The sequence below is a fragment of the Planococcus massiliensis genome, from assembly GCF_000821325.1.
GTDB classification, from domain to species: Bacteria; Bacillota; Bacilli; order Bacillales_A; family Planococcaceae; genus Planococcus; species Planococcus ruber.
Window position 1 is genome coordinate 772916 of the sequence record NZ_CCXS01000001.1, and the last position, 22930, is coordinate 795845.

Annotated in this window: 25 protein-coding genes and 1 riboswitch; of the genes, 24 read left to right on the forward strand and 1 reads right to left on the reverse strand. The window is 48.9% G+C overall.

Translation table 11 applies throughout. From position 1 onward, the window contains the following. Positions 1-54 precede the first annotated feature (54 nt). A complete protein-coding gene (locus BN1080_RS03900; RefSeq protein ID WP_052650639.1) occupies positions 55-1359 on the forward strand; it encodes an HD domain-containing protein in 1305 nt (434 codons plus the stop codon). Next, on the forward strand, positions 1360-1869 hold the full coding sequence (locus BN1080_RS03905) for a YwgA family protein (RefSeq protein ID WP_052650640.1): 510 nt from the start codon (positions 1360-1362) through the stop codon (positions 1867-1869). A gap of 27 nt (positions 1870-1896) precedes the next feature. Here BN1080_RS03905 and BN1080_RS03910 read toward each other — a convergent pair whose 3' ends face one another. Then, positions 1897-2082, reverse strand: coding sequence for a 2-hydroxymuconate tautomerase (locus BN1080_RS03910; protein ID WP_052650641.1), 186 nt, complete (start codon positions 2080-2082; stop codon positions 1897-1899). 61 nt (positions 2083-2143) lie between these two features. Between BN1080_RS03910 and BN1080_RS03915 the strand changes: the two genes are divergently transcribed. The 22 genes from BN1080_RS03915 (at position 2144) to BN1080_RS04025 (ending at position 22929) form a co-directional block, all read left to right on the forward strand. Continuing rightward, entirely contained in the window at positions 2144-2659 is a 516-nt protein-coding gene (locus BN1080_RS03915; protein WP_052650642.1) for a YwhD family protein, read from the forward strand. Positions 2660-3035: 376 nt separating this feature from the next. Next, positions 3036-3869 (forward strand): spermidine synthase, encoded by an 834-nt coding sequence (speE, locus tag BN1080_RS03920; RefSeq protein ID WP_052650643.1) that lies wholly within the window; start codon positions 3036-3038, stop codon positions 3867-3869. A 1-nt stretch (position 3870) separates the two neighbouring features. After that, positions 3871-4743 carry an agmatinase gene (gene speB, locus BN1080_RS03925; protein WP_052650644.1) on the forward strand — a complete coding sequence of 291 codons (873 nt, stop codon included), beginning with the start codon at positions 3871-3873 and terminating at the stop codon, positions 4741-4743. After that, positions 4731-5069 carry a hypothetical protein gene (locus BN1080_RS03930; RefSeq protein ID WP_052650645.1) on the forward strand — a complete coding sequence of 113 codons (339 nt, stop codon included), beginning with the start codon at positions 4731-4733 and terminating at the stop codon, positions 5067-5069. The genes speB and BN1080_RS03930 overlap by 13 nt, the downstream gene beginning before the upstream one ends. A gap of 369 nt (positions 5070-5438) precedes the next feature. After that, positions 5439-5936, forward strand: a complete 498-nt coding sequence (locus BN1080_RS03940; protein ID WP_052654385.1) for an antibiotic biosynthesis monooxygenase family protein — start codon at positions 5439-5441, stop codon at positions 5934-5936. A 139-nt stretch (positions 5937-6075) separates the two neighbouring features. Beyond that, positions 6076-6486, forward strand: a complete 411-nt coding sequence (locus BN1080_RS03945) for a YwiB family protein (protein ID WP_052650647.1) — start codon at positions 6076-6078, stop codon at positions 6484-6486. Then, positions 6483-8144 carry an arginine--tRNA ligase gene (argS, locus tag BN1080_RS03950; protein WP_052650648.1) on the forward strand — a complete coding sequence of 554 codons (1662 nt, stop codon included), beginning with the start codon at positions 6483-6485 and terminating at the stop codon, positions 8142-8144. Before BN1080_RS03945 ends, argS begins: the two co-directional genes overlap by 4 nt. 47 nt (positions 8145-8191) lie before the next feature. Continuing rightward, positions 8192-8377: riboswitch (cobalamin riboswitch) on the forward strand. Between the two features lie 133 nt (positions 8378-8510). Then, positions 8511-9488: an ABC transporter substrate-binding protein gene (locus BN1080_RS03955; RefSeq protein WP_052650649.1), complete on the forward strand. Its 978-nt coding sequence runs from the start codon at positions 8511-8513 to the stop codon at positions 9486-9488. Then, positions 9481-10473 carry a FecCD family ABC transporter permease gene (locus BN1080_RS03960; RefSeq protein ID WP_052650650.1) on the forward strand — a complete coding sequence of 331 codons (993 nt, stop codon included), beginning with the start codon at positions 9481-9483 and terminating at the stop codon, positions 10471-10473. Before BN1080_RS03955 ends, BN1080_RS03960 begins: the two co-directional genes overlap by 8 nt. Position 10474: 1 nt before the next feature. Continuing rightward, positions 10475-11935: an adenosylcobinamide amidohydrolase gene (locus BN1080_RS03965; RefSeq protein WP_052650651.1), complete on the forward strand. Its 1461-nt coding sequence runs from the start codon at positions 10475-10477 to the stop codon at positions 11933-11935. Next, complete coding sequence (cbiB, locus tag BN1080_RS03970; RefSeq protein ID WP_052650652.1) at positions 11932-12885, forward strand: adenosylcobinamide-phosphate synthase CbiB; 954 nt, start codon at positions 11932-11934, stop codon at positions 12883-12885. The genes BN1080_RS03965 and cbiB overlap by 4 nt, the downstream gene beginning before the upstream one ends. Then, the gene (gene cobD, locus BN1080_RS03975) at positions 12872-13951 is read left to right on the forward strand and encodes a threonine-phosphate decarboxylase CobD (RefSeq protein ID WP_052650653.1); all 1080 of its coding nucleotides are present in this window, start codon (positions 12872-12874) and stop codon (positions 13949-13951) included. Before cbiB ends, cobD begins: the two co-directional genes overlap by 14 nt. Then, positions 13933-14481 (forward strand): bifunctional adenosylcobinamide kinase/adenosylcobinamide-phosphate guanylyltransferase, encoded by a 549-nt coding sequence (locus BN1080_RS03980; RefSeq protein WP_052650654.1) that lies wholly within the window; start codon positions 13933-13935, stop codon positions 14479-14481. Before cobD ends, BN1080_RS03980 begins: the two co-directional genes overlap by 19 nt. Next, positions 14444-15256 carry an adenosylcobinamide-GDP ribazoletransferase gene (gene cobS, locus BN1080_RS03985; protein WP_234398924.1) on the forward strand — a complete coding sequence of 271 codons (813 nt, stop codon included), beginning with the start codon at positions 14444-14446 and terminating at the stop codon, positions 15254-15256. Before BN1080_RS03980 ends, cobS begins: the two co-directional genes overlap by 38 nt. Beyond that, positions 15220-15813, forward strand: coding sequence for a histidine phosphatase family protein (locus tag BN1080_RS03990; protein ID WP_234398925.1), 594 nt, complete (start codon positions 15220-15222; stop codon positions 15811-15813). Before cobS ends, BN1080_RS03990 begins: the two co-directional genes overlap by 37 nt. Next, the gene (locus tag BN1080_RS03995) at positions 15765-16175 is read left to right on the forward strand and encodes a bifunctional adenosylcobinamide kinase/adenosylcobinamide-phosphate guanylyltransferase (protein WP_234398926.1); all 411 of its coding nucleotides are present in this window, start codon (positions 15765-15767) and stop codon (positions 16173-16175) included. Before BN1080_RS03990 ends, BN1080_RS03995 begins: the two co-directional genes overlap by 49 nt. Beyond that, positions 16172-16759, forward strand: a complete 588-nt coding sequence (locus BN1080_RS04000) for a cob(I)yrinic acid a,c-diamide adenosyltransferase (RefSeq protein ID WP_052650657.1) — start codon at positions 16172-16174, stop codon at positions 16757-16759. The genes BN1080_RS03995 and BN1080_RS04000 overlap by 4 nt, the downstream gene beginning before the upstream one ends. A gap of 1 nt (position 16760) precedes the next feature. Beyond that, entirely contained in the window at positions 16761-17234 is a 474-nt protein-coding gene (locus BN1080_RS04005) for an ECF transporter S component (protein ID WP_052650658.1), read from the forward strand. Further along, a complete protein-coding gene (locus BN1080_RS04010; RefSeq protein ID WP_052650659.1) occupies positions 17234-17926 on the forward strand; it encodes a hypothetical protein in 693 nt (230 codons plus the stop codon). Before BN1080_RS04005 ends, BN1080_RS04010 begins: the two co-directional genes overlap by 1 nt. A gap of 315 nt (positions 17927-18241) precedes the next feature. After that, entirely contained in the window at positions 18242-20380 is a 2139-nt protein-coding gene (locus tag BN1080_RS04015; protein ID WP_052650660.1) for a (Fe-S)-binding protein, read from the forward strand. Positions 20381-20878: 498 nt separating this feature from the next. After that, on the forward strand, positions 20879-22075 hold the full coding sequence (locus tag BN1080_RS04020) for an acetyl-CoA C-acetyltransferase (protein ID WP_052650661.1): 1197 nt from the start codon (positions 20879-20881) through the stop codon (positions 22073-22075). Between the two features lie 2 nt (positions 22076-22077). Further along, positions 22078-22929, forward strand: a complete 852-nt coding sequence (locus tag BN1080_RS04025) for a 3-hydroxybutyryl-CoA dehydrogenase (protein ID WP_052650662.1) — start codon at positions 22078-22080, stop codon at positions 22927-22929. Position 22930 lies beyond the last annotated feature (1 nt).

Genomic DNA, 22930 nt, shown 5'->3' on the forward strand with positions numbered 1-22930 from the left:
GTCCTTTTGCTGGTGTAGAATACCTGTTACGCAGGAAAATTTGGAGGTGGGCTTGTGGATTACGCATCGCAAAAATTAGCTGAAGAAAAAGTGTTTAAAGATCCGGTTCACCGATACATACACGTGCGGGACCAAGTGATTTGGGACTTGGTGAGCACACGCGAATTCCAGCGTCTGCGGCGCATCAAGCAGCTCGGCACCTCATATTTAGTCTTCCACGGCGCAGAACATAGCCGCTTCAGCCATTCCCTCGGCGTCTACGAAATCGTCCGGAGGATTTCCGACGACATTTTCCATGGCCGCCCGGAATGGGATGAAAGTGAACGGCTTGTCGTTTTATGTGCGGCGCTTCTTCACGATCTTGGCCACGGGCCATTCTCGCATTCATTTGAAAAAGTATTTCAAGTCGACCACGAAGAATTCACCCGCGAAATTTTGCTTGGCGATACCGAAGTCAACCGCGTCCTCACAAAAGTGGGAGCGGATTTTCCTGCGAAAGTTGCGGAAGTCATTGCCAAAACCTACGGCAATAAACAAGTCGTCTCGCTGATTTCGAGCCAGATCGATGCGGATCGCATGGATTACTTGCAGCGGGATGCGTATTACACGGGAGTTTCCTACGGCCATTTTGATATGGAAAGGATTCTCCGCGTCATGCGTCCGGTAGATGACCAAGTGGTGATCAAGTCAAGCGGCATGCATGCCATCGAAGATTACATCATGAGCCGCTACCAGATGTACTGGCAAGTGTATTTCCATCCGGTTGCCCGCAGCGCTGAAGTCATTTTGCGGAAAATCCTCCAGCGGGCGAAAGAATTGAGTGAAGGCGGCTATGAATTTGCCCAGCCACCCACGCATTTCCTGTCATTTTTCGACCGCACGTTCACGCTGAAGGATTACTTGGCGCTGGATGAAGGCGTTTTGATGACGTACTTCCAATTGTGGATGACGGAACGCGATCCAATTTTGGCGGATTTGAGCGACCGTTTTGTGAATCGGCGCTTATTCCAATACGTCGATTTTGATCCCGGGAAAGACTACCGGAAGCTCGGGGAACTCGCGCAGCTGTTCCGGAAAGCCGGTATCGACCCGGATTATTATTTGATTGATGACTCTACGTCCGATTTGCCATATGACTTTTACCGTCCGGGAGAAGAGGAAGAACGCCTTCCGATCCAATTATTGATGCCGTCCGGTGAAATTAAAGAACTGTCCCGCTTGTCCCAAATCGTCGATGCGATCTCCGGGAAGCGGCGCACAGACTATAAATTGTATTTTCCAGCTGAATTATTGATCGATGGCAAGAAAAAAGCCGTCAAACAGCAAATACTGGAAATGTTAAGAGAAGGGGGAATTTAGTTGCTCCAGGAACATGCGAAAATTGTGGATTTTATTGCCGCAGCAGAAGGAATTACCGGACGCAAGAAGATGCAGAAGATGATCTACATCTTAAAGAAAATGGGGGTTCCTTTTCAGGAAAAATATGAATTCCACATTTATGGACCGTATTCGGAAGAGCTGACGGCCCGGGTCGAAGAACTTTGCGATATGGGATTTTTGTCGGAGGAAATGGAAGACAAAGGATCTTATGTCCAATATAAATACAGCGTGACAAAGGAAGGCGGCGATTTCCGGAGCACTTTGAAAGAATCGGTGCTGGAAGACCCCGCTTATGCCGAGAAGCTCAATGAAAAAAGCGCGCGCTTTTTGGAATTGACCGCCACGCTTCTGTATTTTGACCAGCTGGAACGCAGCGAACAAATCGAGAAGCTTCACGTCGTCAAAGGGAAGCTGAACTTTACAGAGGAAGAGATTGAAGAGGCATTTGCCTTTATTGAAGAATTGAGTGCATTAAAAAAACTCCCTTGAGGGAGTTTTTTCTTTAGAAAATTGGAATTAGATATCCGAAAACAGTTTTCCTTTGACGCCGTAGTCAGTTTTCTTCATATCTTCGATGAAGACGACGACGTTTTCGACAGGAGCGCCAGTTGTTTCAGAGACGGCTTCGGTCACTTTTTCGACAAGGGCACGCTTTTGGTCTTCCGTGCGGCCTTCGAGCATTTTCACAGTTACGTATGGCATAATGGACACAGCTCCTTTTTTAGGGATATTCTTATCATATCAGAACGGAGGGAATGTACACATGGCAAACGAAGAAAAACCAAAACAAAAAGTAGGCTTCACCATCATAAAGAACGACCCGACGGATGGCCATAAAGGCTATGGCATCGGTTCATTGTCGCTCGAAAACGTCTCGCCGCTGTTTATCGATATCGAAGAGCAGGAGGCTTTTATTGATATCGGCGCCATGCACGCCCGCAGCCAAGTCGAACGGGGGATCAAATTTACAGTCAATCGGGAGGATTCGGAAGGCGGAAAACCGTACTGGCTCGTGTGGATCACGATTGACTTTAATCCGGAAGGGCCGTATTACGCAGGTGTGACGGCTTGCGAAATGGTTGTGAACCGGGAAAAGCGCCGCGGCTATAAAATTCTCGCAGACCACGTAAACTTGATGGACAAGTCCATGAAGCGGAAAATTATTGTCGACCAGATGGACGACAGTTCGAAAAAAGTGCTTGCTGAGTATTTAAGAAACCACAATCCTGAAATGTGGGAGCGCAGCGTTGATCAGCTGAAACAAGATTTAAACGCATAAAAGGCAAAAAAATTTGTACGATTTGTGACATTTGCAATTGCTTCCAACAGGCAGTTGAAGTTGTTTAAAAAAGGCAGTACACTATAACTACAGCTTTTAAATAGAAAGCTAGGACACCTGATTGCGGACAAGTGACGTGAGCCATTGCGAGAAAACCCAAGCCCAATGCCTCATGTCTCTTTCTTCGCGCTGTCAGGCATAAAAAGGTTTTCTGTACAGGGAAAGGTTCTCTGCACAGAAAACCTTTTTATTTTGGGAATAATTGGATGGATTTCGGGTAAAGAAGAGTGTGCAAATAATGATTGCACTTTCGTTGAAAAGATTTATACTTTTTTAAGTAGATTTTAATCTGAAAGTTAAAGGGGTTTGATTATAAATGGCAGGATTCTGGTATACAGAAAAACAGACCGAGAATTTCGGTATTACAATGAAAATCAACAAGACGCTTCACACGGAGCAAACGGATTTCCAATATTTAGAGATGGCTGAGACGGCGGAATGGGGAAATATGCTTTTCCTCGACGGCATGGTCATGACTTCTGAAAAAGATGAATTCGTCTACCATGAAATGGTGGCACATGTTCCATTGTTCACGCACCCGAACCCGGAGAACGTGTTGGTTGTAGGCGGCGGAGACGGCGGCGTGATCCGTGAAGTGCTGAAACACCCTTCTGTTAAAAAAGCGACGCTTGTCGACATCGACGGCAAAGTGATCGAGTACTCGAAAAAATTCCTGCCATCTATTGCGTCAGGCCTTGAAGATTCACGTGTAGACGTCATCGTTGGCGACGGCTTCATGCATATTGCAGAATCTGAAAATAAATACGATGTGATCATGGTGGATTCGACGGAGCCGGTCGGCCCAGCTGTGAATTTATTCACAAAAGGCTTTTACGCTGGCATTTCACGCGCGTTGAAAGAGGACGGCATTTTCGTTGCGCAATCGGACAACCCTTGGTTTAAAGCGGAGTTGATCACGCAAGTCCAAAAAGACGTGAAGGAAATTTTCCCGATCACGAAATTATACTTGGCGAACATCCCGACGTACCCATCAGGCCTTTGGGCGTTTACAATCGGTTCGAAGAAATACGATCCGACAGCTGTTCCAGCTGAACGCTTCCATGACATCGAAACTAAGTATTACACGAAAGAATTGCATAATGCGGCATTCGTCTTGCCGAAATTCGTGAAAGATATGGCAGGCGAATAAGATGCGCTTCGACGAGACGTATTCTGGAAAAGTATTTATCAAAAGCCATCCGAATTATGAAGAATCGAAAGCGGTCCTTTACGGAATGCCGATGGACTGGACCGTCAGCTACCGTCCCGGCTCCCGCTTCGGCCCGAACAAAATCCGTGAAGTGTCGATCGGCCTGGAAGAGTATAGCCCTTACCTGGACCGTGAACTTGGCGACGTGAAATTTTTCGATGCCGGCGATATTCCTTTGCCATTCGGCAACCCGGAAAAATCGCTGCTGGAAATCGAAACGTACATCCATACCTTATTGGCAGACAATAAAATCCCAATCGGCATGGGCGGCGAACATCTAGTATCGCTTCCGGTGATGAAGGCAGTGGCGAGCAAATACGATGATTTAGCGATCATTCATTTTGATGCGCACACCGATCTTCGCGAAAACTACGAAGGCGAAGAATATTCGCATTCGACGCCGATCCGCAAAATTGCAGATCATATCGGACCGAAAAACGTTTATTCGTTCGGCATCCGGTCAGGCATGAAAGAAGAATTCCAGTGGGCAAAAGAAAACGGCATGCACATTTCCATGTTCGAAGTATTGGAACCGTTAAAAGAAGTGTTGCCGACACTTTCCGGACGCCCAGTTTATGTGACAATTGACATCGACGTCCTGGACCCGGCGCATGCACCGGGAACAGGAACCGTTGACGCAGGCGGCATCACTTCCCGCGAACTGCTCGCATCGATCCACGCCATCGCCGCTTCCGGCGTCAATGTCGTCGGCTTCGATTTGGTGGAAGTGTCTCCGGTTTACGACCACTCCGATCAAACAGCCAACACCGCGAGCAAACTGCTGCGCGAAATGATTTTGGGTTGGGTGAAATAACGAAAAACGGAAACGGCCGTGTAGCCGCGAAAAGCTTAAGGCGGATTGCCGAAGCGGCGCTTTTTGCCGCACAGGCGAGACGGCTTAAGACCTCGAGCGGCTGGCCGTTGGAGCTGGACAATAAGAAAAGCGGAAACGGCCCGTTAGCCCCGAAAGGCATAAGACGAATCAGCGAAGCGGCGTTCTTTGCCGCACAGCTGATTTGGCTTATGACCCGAGGGGCTGGCCGTTGGAGTCTGGACAACAAGAAAAGCGTAGGCAGCTCGTCAGCCGCGACAAGCGCTGGAAGCCTTAGCAGTAATGGCGGTTTTTGCCATTGCGGATAAGGCTGAAGCGACCTCGAGCGGCTAGCTGCCGGAGACTGGACAATAAGAAAAGCGGAAAGAGCCGGTTAGCTTCGGCAGTCATAAGATGGACCAAGAGGAGGCTGTTGCCGCCGCAGTGGGCCAGCTTATGGCCGAGAAGCTGGCTCTTGCAGCTGGACAACAAGAAAAGCGGAAACGGCCTGGAAATTTCTAGGCCGTTTTTTATTTCGGCAAATTTTGGAGCGGTGGAACGCAGACTTGGGCTAAATGATCATAGAATCCAGAAAAGTGATTATAGAACGCTCGAACCCGCTTATAAGACCATCAAAATAGAATCTTTCAAAAAGAAACGGTAAGATGAAAGAGAAAATAGTGAAAGAGGTGCTGACGATGGAATTATACAAATGGACCGGACCGCGCGATCAGGGAATATCGATCCTTGCATCCTCGCCGAATTCCCGGCTGATTTATTTGGTGGACGGCGAAGAGTCGACGGTGTTGTTTGAAGCAGAGGCGGGCACAGCGCCGCAAGGATTTGAAGCATTTCAGATCTTGAACGCAGTCGGCGATATCAATGACGGATTTTATGCAGTCTTCAACAACATCCCGGTATCTGAAGAAGGGCGCGAATTGTTTGAAGAACGTTTTCAAAACCGTGCCGGCAAAGTGGAAGAAGAGCCGGGCTTCGCGGCGATCCGGGTGCTGCGCCCATTAAACTCCGACACATACATCATTTTGACGTTATGGAAAGACGAAGAATCGTTTACAAACTGGCAGCAGTCGCAGGCATATAGCCACGCGCATGCGAAACGCGGCACGTCAGATGGTATCGACAAACGTCCGAATGTTTTTCCGCGGCCTTCTTTCGTCAAAACGTATACGCGGTAAAGTGGATTCGAGTGGCGCACAGCCTGGCTGTGCGCTTTTTTTATTGCAAAGGCGGCGACTCTCCCAAACTTAATTGAAAAACGGGTGCAATACAGGCTATAATATAAAGGTTATCAATCGACAGGAAGGCGGAAGCGTTTTGAAAAAATCCGTACAAATCAAACTGACAACGAAAATCCGCCAACCGGATGTTGAAGAGCAAGTGTTGGAAATGTGGTCGGAAGGCACAAAGACGGTTAAAAACAACCGGCTTTATTTGCAGTATGAGGAGCAGCTTGAGGAGCTCAGCATCCGGACGACCGTGAAAATCAGCGAAGATGAAGCAGTAATTATGAGAAGCGGAGGCTTGCAGATGCGGCTGCCGTTTTTATTACATAAAGAGCAAACGGGAAATTTAACGAATGAACAGGGGTCTTTCATGCTGACGACCAAAGCGCACGAATTGTCGGCAACCGATACGCGTTTCAAAGTTCGATACGATCTGGCGATGGGCTCGTCCCATGTTGGGGAATACGAAATGGAAATACAATTTATGGAGGGTAAATCATGAATGCAGTAGAAAAAGTGCAACAAGCCATCAAAACGGCTATTAGCGAAGCGGTCCAAAAAGCCGAGTTAACAACCGAACCAATGGATATCCATTTGGAGTCGCCAAAGGACAAAGCGAATGGCGATTATGCCACGAATGTTGCGATGCAATTGACGCGCATCGCGAAAAAAGCGCCGCGTGCGATTGCGGAAGCGATTGTGGAAAACATGGATAAAGAATCGGCGAATATTGAAAAAGTGGAAATTGCAGGCCCGGGCTTTATCAATATCACCATCAAAAAAGATTATTTGCTGGATGTCGTCAAAACCGTATTGGAGCAGAAGGAAGAGTACGGCCGCACCAATTCAGGCGCAGGCGAACGCATCCAGGTCGAGTTCGTTTCAGCGAATCCAACCGGCGACTTGCACCTAGGACATGCCCGCGGATCCTCTGTCGGCGACTCGCTTTGCAATGTGCTTGACCTTGCAGGCTATGACGTTTCACGCGAATACTACATCAACGATGCCGGAAACCAGATCAACAAATTGGCGCTTTCGATCGAAGCCCGTTATTTTGAAGCGCTTGGCCAAGGCGACAGCATGCCGGAAGACGGCTACCGCGGACAAGACATTAAAGATATCGCAGAAGACCTGGTAAAAGAACACGGCGATAAATTTGTTGCGATGACGCACGAAGAGCGTTTTGAAGCTTTCCGCAAACACGGCTTGAAAGTGGAATTGGCGAAGCTTCAGAAAGACCTTGCGGATTTCCGCGTGGAATTCGATGTGTGGTATCCGGAATCATCCCTTTATGAAAACGGAAAAATCGATAAAGCGTTGGCAAAACTCCGTGAAAATGGGCATGTCTATGAAGAAGACGGCGCTACATGGTTCCGCTCCACAGCATTCGGCGACGATAAAGACCGCGTATTGATCAAGAACGACGGATCTTACACATATTTGACTCCGGATATCGCTTACCATGAAGATAAATTGCAGCGTGGATTCGATAAATTGATCAATATTTGGGGCGCTGACCACCATGGCTATATTCCGCGTATGAAAGCGGCAATCGAAGCGCTTGGCTACGACCGCGACACGTTGGAAGTGAACATCGTGCAGATGGTCCAGCTTTACAAAGACGGCGAGAAGATGAAGATGAGCAAACGTACCGGCAAAGCGGTAACCATGCGTGAATTGGTTGAGCTGGTCGGCTTAGACGCAGTCCGTTACTTCTTCGCGATGCGCTCAGGCGATTCGCATATGGACTTCGATTTGGATTTGGCCGTTTCCCAGTCCAACGAAAATCCGGTTTACTATTCGCAGTATGCGCATGCCCGCATCTGTTCGATTGTGCGCCAGGCAGAAGAGCAAGGATTTACTGCTTCAACTGACCATTTGGACTTATTATCTTCAGAAAAAGAAGTGGATGTCCTGAAGAAAATCGGTGATTTCCCGAAAGTGGTTGCCGATGCTGCGAAGCTGCGTGCACCGCACCGCATTACTACGTACATCCAAGAACTTGCTTCGAACTTCCATAGCTTCTATAATGCCAATAAAGTATTTGACGCGTCGAATGAAGATTTGACGCGTGCACGCCTAGCATTAATTACAGCGGTTCGGACGACGATTGCGAATGCGTTAAACGTGATCGGCGTTTCAGCACCGGATAAAATGTAAACTTTCTGTTTTTCAAATGAATGGGTATAATGAAACTAAATCAATTGAATAGTTGAAATCATAAAGGTGCTTATGTGTAACAGCATGAGTTAAAAGGGAAGCCGGTTCGAATCTGGCGCGGTCCCGCCACTGTAAGTGTGAGCAATCTGTTGAGGCCACTGGAACAAATTTCCGGGAAGGCACAGAAAGCGTTGAGCACGAGCCAGGAGACCTGCCTTTATGAAACGCCCCATTAGCCTGCGAGGACCGGCTGGATGCATAGTTTTCTTTATGCCGTCCCTTCGTCCTTCCGCAGTCCTATGCGGAAGGACTTTTTTATTTTTTAATACATTAAAACAGAACACCAAGAGAAAAGGGGATACAGCAATGAAAAAAGTTTGGAAGTTTGGAATGAGTGCGGGTATGGCGGCTTTGCTGCTGGCAGGCTGTGGTGAAGAAGCGGCACCGGTAGAAGATCAGGACATTGAAACACCGGCAGAACCGCCCAAAGAGGTGGCGGAAGTCGAATTCCCGGTAACTTTAACGGATGCTGTAGGTGAAGAAGTGGTGATTGAAGAAGAGCCGGATGCGATTGTCTCGATGGTGCCTTCTAATACGGAAATCGCTTATGAACTGGGATTGAGTGAAAAAATGGTCGGGGTTTCCGATTTTGATAATTATCCGGAAGAAGCGGCAAGCGTTGAGAAGATTGGCGGACAGGAATTCAATGTGGAAAAAATCATCAGCCTGCAGCCCGATATCGTATTAGCGCATGAATCGAATTTAGGAATCGGAGACGCGGGGCTGCAGCAGCTTCGAGATGCTGGCCTAGATGTATTTGTAGTTGAAGAAGCTACCACTTTCGATGAAGTTTTTGAAACGATGACCATCATCGGCCAAGCGACAGGCACAATGGAAGAAGCGGATGCAAAAATTTCAGAGATGGAAGCGCAATTGGACGAAATCGAAGAAATGGCTGCAGAAGTAAAAGAACCGAAAAAAGTGTTTATCGAAGTGGGAAGTACGCCGGAAATCTATACGACCGGAACGGGCACGTTCATAGACGAAATGCTGTCAACGATCAATGCTGAAAACATCGCCGGCGATCAGGAAGGCTGGGTCAGCATAGATCCGGAAGCGATCGTCAACAGCAATCCGGATGTCATTGTCACTACTGAAGGCGCATACGTGCCAAATGCAGTCGAGCTTATTATGGACCGCAATGGTTTTGCTGAAATCACAGCAGTACAGGACGAGGCGGTTTATAACCTCGACTCAGATAAATTGACGCGCCAAGGCCCGCGCGTGACTGAAGGATTGCTGGAGCTTGCACGGGCAGTATATCCAGAGGTCTACGGTGAATAAAAATCTGTTCGCCTACACACTCTCTTTCCTTTTATTGGCGGGGGCTGTGGTGCTGGGTGTAACGGTAGGGACGGTGACAATTTCACCGCAAGTGCTGTGGAATCCATCATCGGATGAAACCGCAGCGAATATCCTGTGGAACATCCGGATGCCGCGTGTGGTTCTGGCGGGCCTTGTCGGAGCGGCGCTTGCTATTGCCGGGGCAGCTTTTCAAGGGCTGCTGAAAAATCCATTGGCCGATCCTTATACGTTAGGAGTGTCTTCCGGTGCCTCAGTAGGTGCCGTGACGACGCTCTTTTTCGGCATTACCATCCCTTTTTTAGGAATTTTCACGTTACCGGTTCTCAGCATGGCGGGCGCACTGGCCACCATGCTGATGGTTATGGCTTTTGCCAAATTAGTGGACCGATCGATGAAGATGGAAACGGTGATTTTGACGGGGATTATTTTCAGCTCTTTTCTCGGCTCGGTCATTTCGTTGATGATCGCGTTGACAGGCGAAGAGCTGCGCCAGATTATCGGCTGGCTGCTCGGTTCCGTTTCCATGCGCGGCTGGCCTTACGTGCAAATGGCGTTGCCATTCCTCCTCATCGGCTCGTTTCTATTGTGGCTGAACCGCAGGGAATTAAACGCGATGCTTTTCGGCGAAGAACGGGCGCAGCATCTTGGCGTCAATATCAAAAGAAGCAAAATGATGATTTTGGTCAGTGGGTCCGTTTTGACCGGTGCCGCCGTAGCCGTTTCCGGAACGATTGGATTTGTCGGACTCGTGGTTCCGCATATGGTCCGCTTGCTATGGGGTTCAGACCATCGCCATGTACTGCCGCTCTCCTTTATCAACGGAGCGGCATTGCTGATCGTCTGCGATCTCGTGTCCCGTACGATCATTTCGCCGACGGAACTCCCGATCGGCGTGATCACCGCCTTTATCGGCGCGCCCGTTTTTGCTTTTATCTTTTTCCGCCAACGCAAAGGAGTGGCATAATATGTTGAAAATAAACAACTTAAGCGGCGGATATGGGGACCGGAATATTGTCCAGAACGTCTCTTTTTCCGTAGCGAAAGGAACCATGCTCGGCATTTTAGGTCCGAACGGCAGCGGCAAATCGACCTTAATGAAATTGATCAGCGGCGTATTGCCGGCATCTTCCGGCACGGTCGAAATCGGTGGCAAAGAAATAGGGGCATTTCAAGCGAAAGAACTGGCGAGAGAAATGGCAGTGCTGCCGCAGCTTCACGCCCATGCGTTTGCCCATACGGTCCGCGAAACGATTGCGCTTGGCCGCTACCCGCATCAAAGCGGCTGGTTTTCTTCCTGGTCAAAGGAAGATGAAAATGAAGTGCAGGAAGCGATGCGTTTGATGAACATCAGCCAGTATGAAAAGACGCAAATTGATCAGCTGTCAGGCGGAGAACAGCAGCGGGTTTTCGTGGCGCAAGCTCTAGCCCAAAACGCCCGCATTCTTTTGTTGGACGAACCAACCAATCATTTGGACATCAATCACCAGAAAGAATTGCTGGATACCATAAAAAAACAGGCGATCGAAAAAAACTTGACCGTCGTGTCGATTTTTCATGACATCAATATCGCTTCCATGTATTGCGATCAGCTTTTGCTCTTGGACCAAGGGCGAATTGTCCGCATGGGCGAGCCGCACGAAGTTGTAAGAGCGCAGGATATCGAAACGGTTTACCATACACGCGTCAGCAACCATCCCCATCCCGAGCTCCCAAAACCGCAGATTACCTTGCTGCCTGGAGTGGAGCGGAAAGCTGCCGCTGCGAAAATAGCAGCCGAGGATTTTCTGGTTTCGCCTGAAATGGTCCTCTACCAAAGTGAAATGCCTTTGAAAACTGTTTCTTCCGCGGTCATCAATGCGGGTTCAGGCTGGTTCCGTACTTTTATCAACCGCCATGTGGACATGAATTACAATATCGACGACAGCGTTCAGGAAATGACCGGGTTTATTGAAAATAAAGGCTTCAAGCCGACAGAAACCGTCGGCATGATGACGGCTGTGCGAACCGAACATGCGGTGGTAAAAGAGTATCAAGGAGATTTCGGGTCCGTCGTCATTGCCGTGACCGCAGGGGTAGGAAATGCCGTCGATGTCTCAAAAGCGGTTGAACGGGAAGTTGGCGTCGGTACGATCAATACATGGATCATGGTCAATGGCCATTTGTCGGACGAGGCGTTTATCCAAGCGATGATTACGGCGACGGAAGCCAAAACAAAAGCGCTTCATCAAGAAGGAGTAAAAGATCCGTTGACAGGCACGATTGCTACTGGAACTTCGACAGACAGCTGCCTCGTATCCGCTACGCAGCAAGGCGGATATTTGCCGTATGCCGGACCCATTACAGAACTGGGCAAATTGATTGGTACGGGTGTTTTTGAATGCACTGTAGAAGCACTTGAATCCTATCGGCAGGCGAAAGCGCAATGATGGCGCATATCGCGGCGATTGCGCTTGGCCTCATAATCGACCGGACCATCGGCGATCCGCCGAATTGGCCGCATCCGGTTCGCTGGATCGGATCGCTCATTATGAAGCTGACTCGAAAGTTGAACCGTGCGCCACATGCGTTTCGCAATGGTTTCTTGCTAGTCGCTTTAATGGCTGGCGGTGCTTTTGCGATTGCTTATCTGATCGTCAGCTTAGCTTATGAAGTGCACGGAATAGTGGGCTTCTTTGTTGAAGCTGTATTGATCGCGGTAGGACTCGCACAAAAAAGCTTGAAGGACGCAGCAGAAGAAGTGCATCAGCCGCTTTTGCGGAAGGACTTTTCAAAAGCACGCGAAAAGCTATCCTGGATTGTCGGTCGGGATACGGAACACTTGAACGAAAGCGAAATCACAAGAGGCGTCGTCGAAACCGTATCTGAAAATACAAGCGACGGTGTTACCGCTCCTTTGTTTTGGGCATTTTTGCTGGGCGCACCTGGGCTATGGTTGTATAAAGCGGTCAATACTTGCGACTCGATGGTCGGTTATCAAAACGAGCAGTTTAGCCGATTCGGCTATGCTTCTGCCAAATTGGACGATGTGCTGAATTTTATCCCGAGCCGGATTACGGGAGCGATTATTCTTCTGTCTACACGAAATAAAAGAGGGCTTACCTTACGTCAGCGTTTTGCTGAATGGCTGCGCGATGCTCCGAAACATCCAAGTCCGAATAGTGGCTGGCTGGAAGCTGCGACTGCCATCCAGCTTGGCATTGAACTAGGCGGCGTCAATACTTACAAAGGGGTTCAATCCGTCCGTGCACGAATGGGGACGCCAATTTTTAAATTGGAAGCCCATCATATTAAAGAAACAGTGGCGCATATGCATCTAGCTGTCTTTTGGTTTTACATTTTATTTGCAGGAGGAGCGATGATTTTTGAAATTGCCTGACCATGGAGCGAATCCGCACCTGCTTTATCAGCAATTGAATATCGACTATCCGGAACGGATTTTGGATTTCAGTGAAAATGTCCATCCGTTTGGACCGCCGGAATTCATCCGGAATTCGTGGCATTCGCTGTTGGAATTGATCGAACGCTATCCGGATCCGGAAGGGGAGCCTTTTCGGAGTGCCGCTGCCCGTTTCCACGATGTTCCAATGGAGCGAGTAGTGACAGCGAATGGGGCAGCTGAAATTTTTACATGGCTTGCCCGCCGGTATCAAAAAAAGAAAGTGGTGCTCATTGAACCGGCTTTTTCCGAATACCGCAAAACCCTGGAAGCGGAAGAAGCCCAAATCGTAACCGTTCAATTGACGGAGAAAAACGGCTGGCAGCTTGATATGGAATTATTGGCATCTTCTCTTGAAGGCTGTGCCGCTATTTATATTTGCAATCCGCATAATCCGACCGGCCTGCTGATCGAACAGCAGCAGATGGAGTTTATTGCGGAGGCGTGCAAAAAGGAAGGCTGTGAATTGGTGATCGATGAAGCCTTCATCGATTTTGCGGGGGAGGCTTTTTCATTTATTCCGCGCCAATCGTCTTACCCTCAAACCATAATCGTCCGATCGATGACAAAAATGTACGCAATTGCCGGGCTGCGGCTCGGGTATGCCATTGGCAGCCCGGAAATCATGCGGACGCTAAAACAAGGAGCGGCCCACTGGAACGTCAACGCCATTTCCGCTCAAGTCGGAGCCGAATGCTTTAATGAACGGATTTACAGGGAGCGGGTCATTGCTTCAGCGAATGAAGAACGCGAACGCATGACCGTATTTTTAGAAGAGCATCATTGCAAAGTGAGCTCGTCTGCCGTGAATTTCCTAGCTTTCAAACTGCCGGAAGGAAAAGATTCCTGCCGCTTTTTCCTGGATTTTCTGGAGCAAGGCCTTGTGCTGCGCCACACTAAGTCGTTTTCCGGAATGGACGGCAAATGGTTCCGCATTGGCATGAAATCGCCCGCGCAAATGGATCAATTGCAGGAGGCGATCAACAGATGGCTAATGGCCAATTGATCTTTGTCAGCGGAGGAGTCCGCAGCGGAAAAAGTGCTTGGGCCGAACGAAGAATTCGAGAATCGGCTGGAAGTCGAAAAGTTTATTTAGCGAGCGGGCAAGCCCATGACCCCGAAATGGTGAAGCGCATCAACCGCCATCAGGAGGACAGGGACGGCCAAGGCTGGGTCACCATCGAACAGCCGCTGCACTTGGAAAAAGCGCTTCCGTATATAGAGAGAGGCGACGCGGTCTTATGGGACTGTGCAACGACTTGGCTCGCCAATGAATTATATGAAGGTTGGGAAAACGGGGCTCCGTGTGCGGACCAGCCGGGGTGCATGGAAACGAAATGGGCAGCTTTGCAGAACACGATCCAAAATCTGCAGAGCCGGACAAAACTGCTGGTCATCGTGTCGAATGAAGTGCTGGATGATTTCATCCGGGATGAAACGTATCAGCGTTGGCTTGGGCGCATCCATTGCTGGATCGCTTCACAGGCAGGCGAAGCGTATGAAATGGAAAACGGCATGGCCCAGAAAAGGAAGTGACGGCAGGATGCGGCATTTAGCGAATGGAATCGCATTAGCATTTCAATTTTTCTCAGCCATTCCAGTGAAAAAGGAATTGCCGATGGAGAAAAAAGACATCACCGCAATGTATATGGCTTTGCCCCTTCTCGGGCTGTTCTTTGGCGGTGCAGCGGCAGTTATGGCGCTTGTATTCAGGGATTTCACAGAACTCAGCTCATTAATTGCCGCATTCTTCATCACGGTTCTTTTTGCTGCTTTAACAGGCGGTTTGCATCTGGACGGGCTGGCGGATGCAGGAGATGCCTATTTCTCTTATCAGCATCGGGAAAAACGGCTTGAAATTATGGCCGATCCCCGAATCGGTGCCTTCGGAACGATGGTGCTGCTGTTTGCGGTAATCGGAAAAATCCTTATTATTTCAGAAGTTATTTATCACGTTTCGCTAACAGCAGTTTTATTCATTCCCTTTTTGTCGCGAACGGGCCTCTTGCTGCTATTCAGTACGCTTGGAAGTGCCAAAAAGGATGGGCTCGCCTTCTTTTTTCAGAATAAAGCGAATAAAAAAAGTTTGATCGCCGTTTCCTTCATTTATATAGCAATTGTACTAGTCGTGCTGGTTATCGTGTGCGGCTGGCAGCTGGCTTTTGTGCAATTCATCGCCTTTGCTGTTTCAATAGGGCTTTACCGGAATTGGTGCAAGCGCCATTTCGGAGGCGTGACTGGAGATTTGTTTGGTGCATATTTGGAAGGGGTGGAATGGCTATTATGGGCAATTCTTTTATTCTTCATTTGATCCGCCACGCACCGACTGCCGGGAACCAGGCGAAACAATATATCGGCTGGACGGATGAAGCGGTGCTGCCGTTTAAGGCAGAACCGGATGCGTCGCAGATAGCCGTTTGGGGAAGTGATCTGAAAAGATGCCGGCAAACGGCAGCCTGTCTTTTTCCCAATGCGGTTTATCATGCGTCACCAGATTGGCGCGAATGTCATTTCGGGGAGTGGGAGCAGAAAACGTATGCAGAACTCGAGAGCAACGGTTTGTACCGAAACTGGGTTGATGATCCGTTCCATTTCGCGCCGCCGAATGGAGAAAGCCTTCATCAGCTGGCGACGCGTATTGAAAGGGCTGTAAAAGCATTGCCGGATGGAGATGAATTTACCATTTTGACTCACGGTGGTCCAATCCGGTATTTATTGGCCAGAGCGACTGGCGAATCAATTCAGCAGCAAACCGCATCGCACGGGCATCGAATTACATTGGTTTGGAAAACCCGGAAAGCCGTGGAGGAGGGAGATTTATGCACATCGTTTTCGGCGGTGCCTTTAATGGCAAACGTGAATACGTAAAAAAACGGTTAGCGGGCCAGGAAGTGGATTGGGTTGAGAGTAAACTTCCAAAAAGTCCGGCGGTTTCCGCGGCAATAGTAGTCGCTGGAATCGAACACCGCATCAAATCCCAATTGACCAGCGGAATTTCTGAATGTGAAATTCTTGGAGAAATTCAGCAAGTGCTGGCTAAATATAAAAATTACAAACTGATTTGGATATTAACCGACATGAACCGGGGAATCGTCCCGATTGACCCCATCGAACGCGAATTGCGCGACGTGCTCGGACGGCTTTATCAATTTTTATTTTCCGAAGCGACTGAAATTACACGGATCTGGTACGGCATACCACAAAACATAAAAGGCGGGGATGAAAGATGAAAATCTACACAAAAACAGGCGACAAAGGGCAGACGGGTTTAATCGGGGCGCGGGCGGATAAAGATGCACCGCGCGTTGAAGCTTACGGAACGATTGATGAAGTCAATTCGTTTATCGGCAAAGCGATGACAGAGTTGGATGCAGAAAAGTACGCAGATTTGCTGGCGGACCTGGAAGCGATCCAAAACGAATTATTCGACTGCGGGGGCGATCTGGCAGATGTGCGGAAAGAGCCGAATTACAAAATGACGGAACAGCCGGTGGAAGTGCTGGAATCGCGTATTGACGATTTGATGGAAGAGCCGCCGCTGCTCGAACGTTTCATCCTGCCTGGCGGATCGCCGGCTGCAGCCACTTTGCATATCGCGCGGACGATTACGCGCCGTGCAGAGCGCCAGACAGTGACTTTGAAGAAATCAGGGGAAGAATTCCCGCAAGTCGTTCAGCGCTATTTGAACCGCCTATCCGACTATCTATTTGCAGCGGCCCGTGTGGTCAACTCGCGTGCCGGAGTGCCGGACAACGAATACATCCGAAGCGCGAAAGTGTTCAAAAACGGCGGCCGTGCGAAAAAGCAGGATTAATATGAAGACAAAGACGCTTGCCCTCACTGCTATATTTATCAGTTTATCTGCAATCGGCGGCTTATTGAAAATTCCAGTCGGCATCGCTTCTATCGCCCTCGATTCCATGCCGGCCTTGATCGCTGCCTCCTTTTTGCCTGCTCCTCTTGCGGCGGTTGTTGCGGCATCCGGCCATCTGCTATCTGCGATGCTCGGCGGCTTTCCGCTTGGGCCTTTTCATTTCTTGATTGCCTTTGAAATGTTTGCGGTGGTTTGGCTGTTCGCGAAGATGAGTGAATATGGCTGGAATAAATTAAGGTGGCCGGCATTTGTCATCGGGAATGGAATCATCGCCGCCATTCCGTTCTATTTTTTATTGTCGCCTGCATTTTTCTATACTTCTGTTCCGGGGCTCTTTCTTGCAGCCGCCATTAACGCAGGCGTCGCGGCAGTTGTCATGCCGTTCATATTCCGCGTTCCGGAGAAAGTGGTCTGATGCGAAACGGCATTGAACTGGACGGCTGGGTGATCACAACCGATAATTCAGCAGGAATCGGCTGCAAGGAATTGGATGTCGTCAAAGCGCCGGATCAACTGGCTGCGAAATTTGCAGCCCGCGTTGCTCTTTTGGAACAATGGGCGGCAGGCAGTGAACCGGAAGCTGTGCTCGTTCACAATTTTAGCGGCGATGCGCAGTGGCTTGCCTATAAGGCTGGAATTGAAGAAATTTTTCAAGAAGCAGAAATGGCCGTGCCGCAAATCGGCGGAAGCTCTGAAACGAATATGGCAACGCTCCAATCGGGAATTGCGGTAACGATGCTCGGAAGGCAGCAGCGCTTCGTGCTATCGGAACCATTGCAATGGTTTGTCTACGGAAAGCCGCTGGTCGGCAAAGCTGTGCTCGAACAAAAAAAAGCAGTCGCTGATCTCAAGAAAATCCGTACCGCCATTCGAAGCGGGCTAGCAGAACGGATCTGGCCAATTGGCTCTAAAGGCATTGCAGCGGAAGCCCGGAAGCTATTCGGCGAAACGGCGAGCCTTTCAGCAGATATCGACCTCGCCGCTTCCGCCGGCCCGGCATGCTGCGTCCTGCTGGGAGTGAAAAAAGATTGGGTCAAAGAAACGGAACGATTTTTCGGCGAATTTTTAGAACCGTTGATTATAGAGAAGGAAGAAGGCAGCGTGTAAAGCGCTGCTTTTTTCTATGAGCAATTTCGGAAGTTCGCTGATCACTTGGAGTAGCCTTGAAATTGAAAAGTGCTTTGCAAACATCCAGAAGCATCCCATCGCTTTGATATGAGCTTGCCGAAGCGATTCCAGAAAAAGCTTTTATTCGCTTGGGGGCTGTGTATAATAAAAAGATGAAACCCCTTTCAAATAACAGTTGACTGAATGCTCATTCATATTCTAAACTAGAAATTAGCATCGACAGTTAAAAAGGGTTCAAGTACACTTCGCGTAAGGAATTTTTGGAATTTACACATAAAAAAGGGGGATAACATCATGGAGCCATTGCTCATTGCGAACTGGGTCTTCTTCATAGCCATCTTGGGGTATGCAGTTTATCTATTTATTTATTTGCTGAAAACGCGCTACGATTTCATCAAACTCGGCAAGAAAGTCGAATTTGAAGAAAACTTTAAAGAACGTTTCCGCAAAGTCATGGTCAACGTTTTTGGCCAAAAGAAATTGATGAAAGATAAGAAGAGCGGAACGATTCACGTTATGTTCTTCTACGGTTTCTTATTGGTGCAGGCAAGCGCCATCGATTTCATTATCAAAGGCTTAGTGCCTGGAGCGCATTTGCCATTAGGGCCGCTTTATCCGGCGTTCACATTCTTCCAGGAAATCGTCACATTGACGATTCTGGTTGCGGTTGTTTGGGCGTTCTATAGAAGATACATCGAAAAGTTGGTGCGCTTGAAGCGCGGCTGGAAATCCGGCTTGGTGCTGATTTTCATCGGCGGATTGATGGTATCTGTCCTTGTCGGAAACGGCGCAAGCATGATTTGGCTCGGACACGAAACAGCTTGGACAGAGCCTGTGGCATCTGTCTTTGCAACGCTCTTCTCAGGACTTCCTGAAACAGCGGCAGCAGCAATTTTCTACGTAATGTGGTGGGCGCATCTCTTGTTCCTATTAACATTCCTGGTTTACGTGCCGCAATCGAAGCACGCGCATTTAATCTTTGGACCGGTCAATACTTGGTTCCACCGTGTGGACCATGTCGGCCGTTTGAAGCCGATCAATTTTGAAGCAATGGAAGATGAAGAAGATGAGGAAGCGATGCCTTCATTCGGCGTCGGCAAAATCACCGACTTCAGCCAGTCGCAAATGATCGACTTTTACGCTTGCGTTGAATGTGGGCGCTGCACGAATATGTGTCCGGCAACCGGAACAGGGAAAATGCTGTCTCCGATGGACCTGATTACAAAACTTCGCGACAATTTGACGAATACAGGTGCAGTTATGACGCGCCAAAAACCGTGGGTGCCGGCAATGGCGTTCAACGGCACAAAAGGGAACCAGCTGGCAATGGCTGCAGGTGCTGAAGGGGTCTCTATCGACGAACTTTACAGCCCGAGCTTGATTGGAGATGTCATCACAGAAGAAGAAATCTGGGCATGTACGACTTGCCGCAACTGTGAAGACCAATGTCCGGTTATGAACGAACACGTGGATAAAATTATCGACCTTCGCCGTTACCTTGTAATGACGGAAGGGAAGATGGACAAAGACGCTCAGCGCGCGATGACAAACATCGAGAAGCAAGGGAATCCTTGGGGCCTTAACCGCAAAGAAAAAGAAAACTGGAGAGATGCACGTCCAGATATCTCAATCCCGACTGTAAAAGAAATGAACAAAGCAGGCGAAGAATTCGAATTCCTATTCTGGGTTGGATCCATGGGTTCATTCGACAGCCGCTCTCAGAAAATCGCGTTATCATTTGCACGTTTGATGAACGAAGCAGGCGTGAAATTCGCGATTCTCGGCAATAAAGAAAAGAACTCCGGCGATACGCCAAGACGTTTAGGAAATGAATTCCTATTCCAGGAACTTGCAACAGCGAACATCAAAGAATTCGAAAAAGCGGAGATCAAGAAAATCGTGACGATCGATCCGCACGCATACAATATCTTCAAAAACGAATATCCGGATTTCGGCTTTAAAGCGGAAGTCTACCACCACACGGAAATGCTGTTTGAGCTCGTGCAAGAAGGCCGACTGAAACCGCAATTCCCGGTAAATGAAAAAATCACTTTCCATGATTCCTGCTACCTCGGTCGATACAACGACGTTTACGACGCACCGCGCGAGATCTTGAAATCAATCGAAGGCGTCGAATTGGTCGAAATGGTCCGAAACCGCCAGGACGGCATGTGCTGTGGAGCCGGCGGCGGATTGATGTGGATGGAAGAAGACGCAGGGCACCGCGTCAACGTAGCGCGTACAGAACAGGCGTTGGAAGTAAATCCGACGGTCATCTCTTCTGGATGCCCGTACTGCTTGACGATGTTGTCTGACGGGACGAAAGCGAAAGAAGTAGAAGAAACCGTCAGCACTTACGACGTGGCCGAACTTCTGGAAATGGCCGTCATCGGCAGCCAGACACCGGAACTTGAACCGGTAATCGTTCAATAATTATTGCCAAAACTACAAAAATTCTATAAGATAGAACCATAAGTAACAGAAAAGAAAGGGAGTCTAACCACTCCCTTTTCTTTTGAACCAAAATCCGAGCGAGCGTTCAGTCAACATTTGATGCCGCAGGAAACGCGGCATCAGATGTTTGCGACGAAGCTAGCGTAGCGGTGCAGGCGCATAGTATGAAGCGACGCTAGTATAAAATTTGCGACGAAGCAGCGAAGCGATGCAGGAGCAAACGGTTTGCCGAAGCTAGCGCAGTAGTGCAACGCACTTCCATGTTTCGAAGCAGCGAAGCGATGCAGAAACAGAGGCAATAGTATGAAGCGATGCTAAGTATAAAATTTGCGTCGAAGCAGAAATTCATGCAAAGGATCCATAAACATCATGTAAAACCACAATCACTCCATATACAACTTGATTTTATTCATATCAAGAATTTTTTTAGGCCGCTATGAAACCGTTTACACCTACACAAAGGGGAGGAAAAAGAAAATGGCAAAAACAGTGATCATCGAAGGGGCACGAACAGCATTCGGGAAATTCGGCGGAAATTTGAGTACGCTGACAGCAAGCGAGCTTGGGGCAGCGGCGATCAAAGAAGCGATGAAGCGCGCAGGCATTGAGCCGGAGCAAGTGCAGGAAGTCATCATGGGCAACGTGCTTCAAGCAGGGCAGGGGCAGATTCCTTCTCGCCAGGCAGCGAAAAAAGCAGGAATTCCGTACAGCGTTAAATCGGAAACAATCAACAAAGTCTGTGCATCGGGCATGCGCAGTGTGACGCTTGCAGATCAAATCATCCGTTTGGGCGACGAAGAAGTAATTGTTGCGGGCGGCATGGAATCAATGTCCAATGCGCCGTATTATTTGCCGAAAGGCCGATGGGGACTTCGCATGGGCGATGCTCAAGTGATTGACGGGATGGTTCATGACGGATTGTCTTGCTCTTTCCATCCGGATCGCGTGCACATGGGAACATACGGCAACTCGACAGCAGAAGAGTTCGGCTTGACGCGTGAAGCGCAGGATGAATGGTCGGTCCGTTCGCATGAACGTGCGATCAATGCAAAAGAGTTGTTTGCAGAAGAAATCGCACCGATTGAAATTCCACAGCGCAAAGGGGATCCAATCACAGTTGATGTAGATGAAGCGCCGCGTGCGAATTCAACAATCGAAGCACTTGCGAAATTGAAGCCGGCATTTGGCAAAGACGGCACAATTACCGCAGGGAATGCACCAGGGATCAATGATGGGGCAGCGGCTTTCGTCTTAATGAGCGAAGAACGCGCACAAAAAGAAGGCAAGAATCCGCTAGCGCATATTTTGGCGCATACGGAAGTGGCGATTGAGCCGCACCGTTTCCCGGAAACTCCAGGAATTGTCATCAACGAATTATTGAAGAAAACGGGCAGATCACTAGAGGAAATCGATTTATTCGAAATTAACGAAGCGTTTGCAGCAGTGGCGCTGGCAAGCTCGAAAATTGCTGGGTTGGATGCTGAAAAAGTGAATGTGAACGGCGGGTCGGTTGCGCTTGGACATCCGATCGGAGCAAGCGGAACACGCATCATCCTGACACTCGCGTATGAGTTGAAGCGCCGCGGAGGCGGAATTGGCATCGCAGCCATTTGTTCAGGCGGCGGCCAAGGCGATGCAATCATGATTGAAGTACCGAAACAGGAGGCAAACTGACAATGGCGATTCAAAACGTAATGGTAATCGGTGCCGGCCAAATGGGTTCAGGCATCGCACAGGTTTGTGCACAAGCAGGATTCAACGTGAAATTGAATGACATGAAACAAGAAGCCTATGACCGCGGAATCGGGACGATTACAAAAAACTTATCCCGCAACGTTGAAAAAGGACGCATGACGGAAGATGAGAAAGCAGCGGTTCTCGGCCGCATTACACCATCTCTTGATTTAAAAGATGCCCATGATGCAGATATCGTCATCGAAGCTGCAGTAGAAAATATGGAAATCAAGCACAGCATTTTCAAAACGCTGGATGAAGTGGCGCCGAAGCATGCGATTTTAGCATCGAACACATCGTCGCTTCCAATCACGGAAATTGCAGCAGTGACGAACCGGCCAGAGCAAGTGATCGGCATGCATTTCATGAATCCGGTACCGGTCATGAAACTGGTTGAAATCATCCGCGGGTTGGCAACTTCTGATGAAGTGTACCAAGCGGTTGAAGAAATGACGCTTAAACTTTCGAAAACGCCGGTTGAATGCAACGACTTCCCAGGATTCGTTGCAAACCGCATTTTGATGCCGATGATCAACGAAGCGATTTTCACGCTGCAAGAAGGTGTCGCAACGAAAGAAGCGATTGACGACATCATGAAACTCGGCATGAACCATCCGATGGGGCCATTGCAGCTTGCCGATTTTATCGGGCTCGATACTTGTCTCTACATCATGGAAGTTTTGCACGAAGGATTCGGCGACAGCAAATACCGTCCAAGCCCATTGCTTCGCCAGTACGTGAAAGCCGGCTGGTTAGGCAAGAAAACGGGCCGTGGATTTTATGAATACAGCTAAT

Excerpts from the sequence above, each read along its gene's own strand:
- BN1080_RS03965 (WP_052650651.1), top strand. The coding sequence starts at position 10,475 with ATGTTGAAAATAAACAACTTAAGCGGCGGATATGGGGACCGGAATATT.
- BN1080_RS03990 (WP_234398925.1), top strand. The coding sequence starts at position 15,220 with ATGGCTATTATGGGCAATTCTTTTATTCTTCATTTGATCCGCCACGCA.
- BN1080_RS03910 (WP_052650641.1), bottom strand. The coding sequence starts at position 2,082 with ATGCCATACGTAACTGTGAAAATGCTCGAAGGCCGCACGGAAGACCAA.
- BN1080_RS04010 (WP_052650659.1), top strand. The coding sequence starts at position 17,234 with ATGCGAAACGGCATTGAACTGGACGGCTGGGTGATCACAACCGATAAT.
- speB (WP_052650644.1), top strand. The coding sequence starts at position 3,871 with ATGCGCTTCGACGAGACGTATTCTGGAAAAGTATTTATCAAAAGCCAT.
- BN1080_RS04015 (WP_052650660.1), top strand. The coding sequence starts at position 18,242 with ATGGAGCCATTGCTCATTGCGAACTGGGTCTTCTTCATAGCCATCTTG.
- cbiB (WP_052650652.1), top strand. The coding sequence starts at position 11,932 with ATGATGGCGCATATCGCGGCGATTGCGCTTGGCCTCATAATCGACCGG.
- BN1080_RS03915 (WP_052650642.1), top strand. The coding sequence starts at position 2,144 with ATGGCAAACGAAGAAAAACCAAAACAAAAAGTAGGCTTCACCATCATA.
- BN1080_RS04005 (WP_052650658.1), top strand. The coding sequence starts at position 16,761 with ATGAAGACAAAGACGCTTGCCCTCACTGCTATATTTATCAGTTTATCT.
- BN1080_RS04000 (WP_052650657.1), top strand. The coding sequence starts at position 16,172 with ATGAAAATCTACACAAAAACAGGCGACAAAGGGCAGACGGGTTTAATC.
- argS (WP_052650648.1), top strand. The coding sequence starts at position 6,483 with ATGAATGCAGTAGAAAAAGTGCAACAAGCCATCAAAACGGCTATTAGC.
- speE (WP_052650643.1), top strand. The coding sequence starts at position 3,036 with ATGGCAGGATTCTGGTATACAGAAAAACAGACCGAGAATTTCGGTATT.
- BN1080_RS04020 (WP_052650661.1), top strand. The coding sequence starts at position 20,879 with ATGGCAAAAACAGTGATCATCGAAGGGGCACGAACAGCATTCGGGAAA.
- cobS (WP_234398924.1), top strand. The coding sequence starts at position 14,444 with ATGAAATGGAAAACGGCATGGCCCAGAAAAGGAAGTGACGGCAGGATG.
- BN1080_RS03940 (WP_052654385.1), top strand. The coding sequence starts at position 5,439 with ATGGAATTATACAAATGGACCGGACCGCGCGATCAGGGAATATCGATC.
- BN1080_RS03995 (WP_234398926.1), top strand. The coding sequence starts at position 15,765 with ATGCACATCGTTTTCGGCGGTGCCTTTAATGGCAAACGTGAATACGTA.
- BN1080_RS04025 (WP_052650662.1), top strand. The coding sequence starts at position 22,078 with ATGGCGATTCAAAACGTAATGGTAATCGGTGCCGGCCAAATGGGTTCA.
- BN1080_RS03980 (WP_052650654.1), top strand. The coding sequence starts at position 13,933 with ATGGCTAATGGCCAATTGATCTTTGTCAGCGGAGGAGTCCGCAGCGGA.
- BN1080_RS03955 (WP_052650649.1), top strand. The coding sequence starts at position 8,511 with ATGAAAAAAGTTTGGAAGTTTGGAATGAGTGCGGGTATGGCGGCTTTG.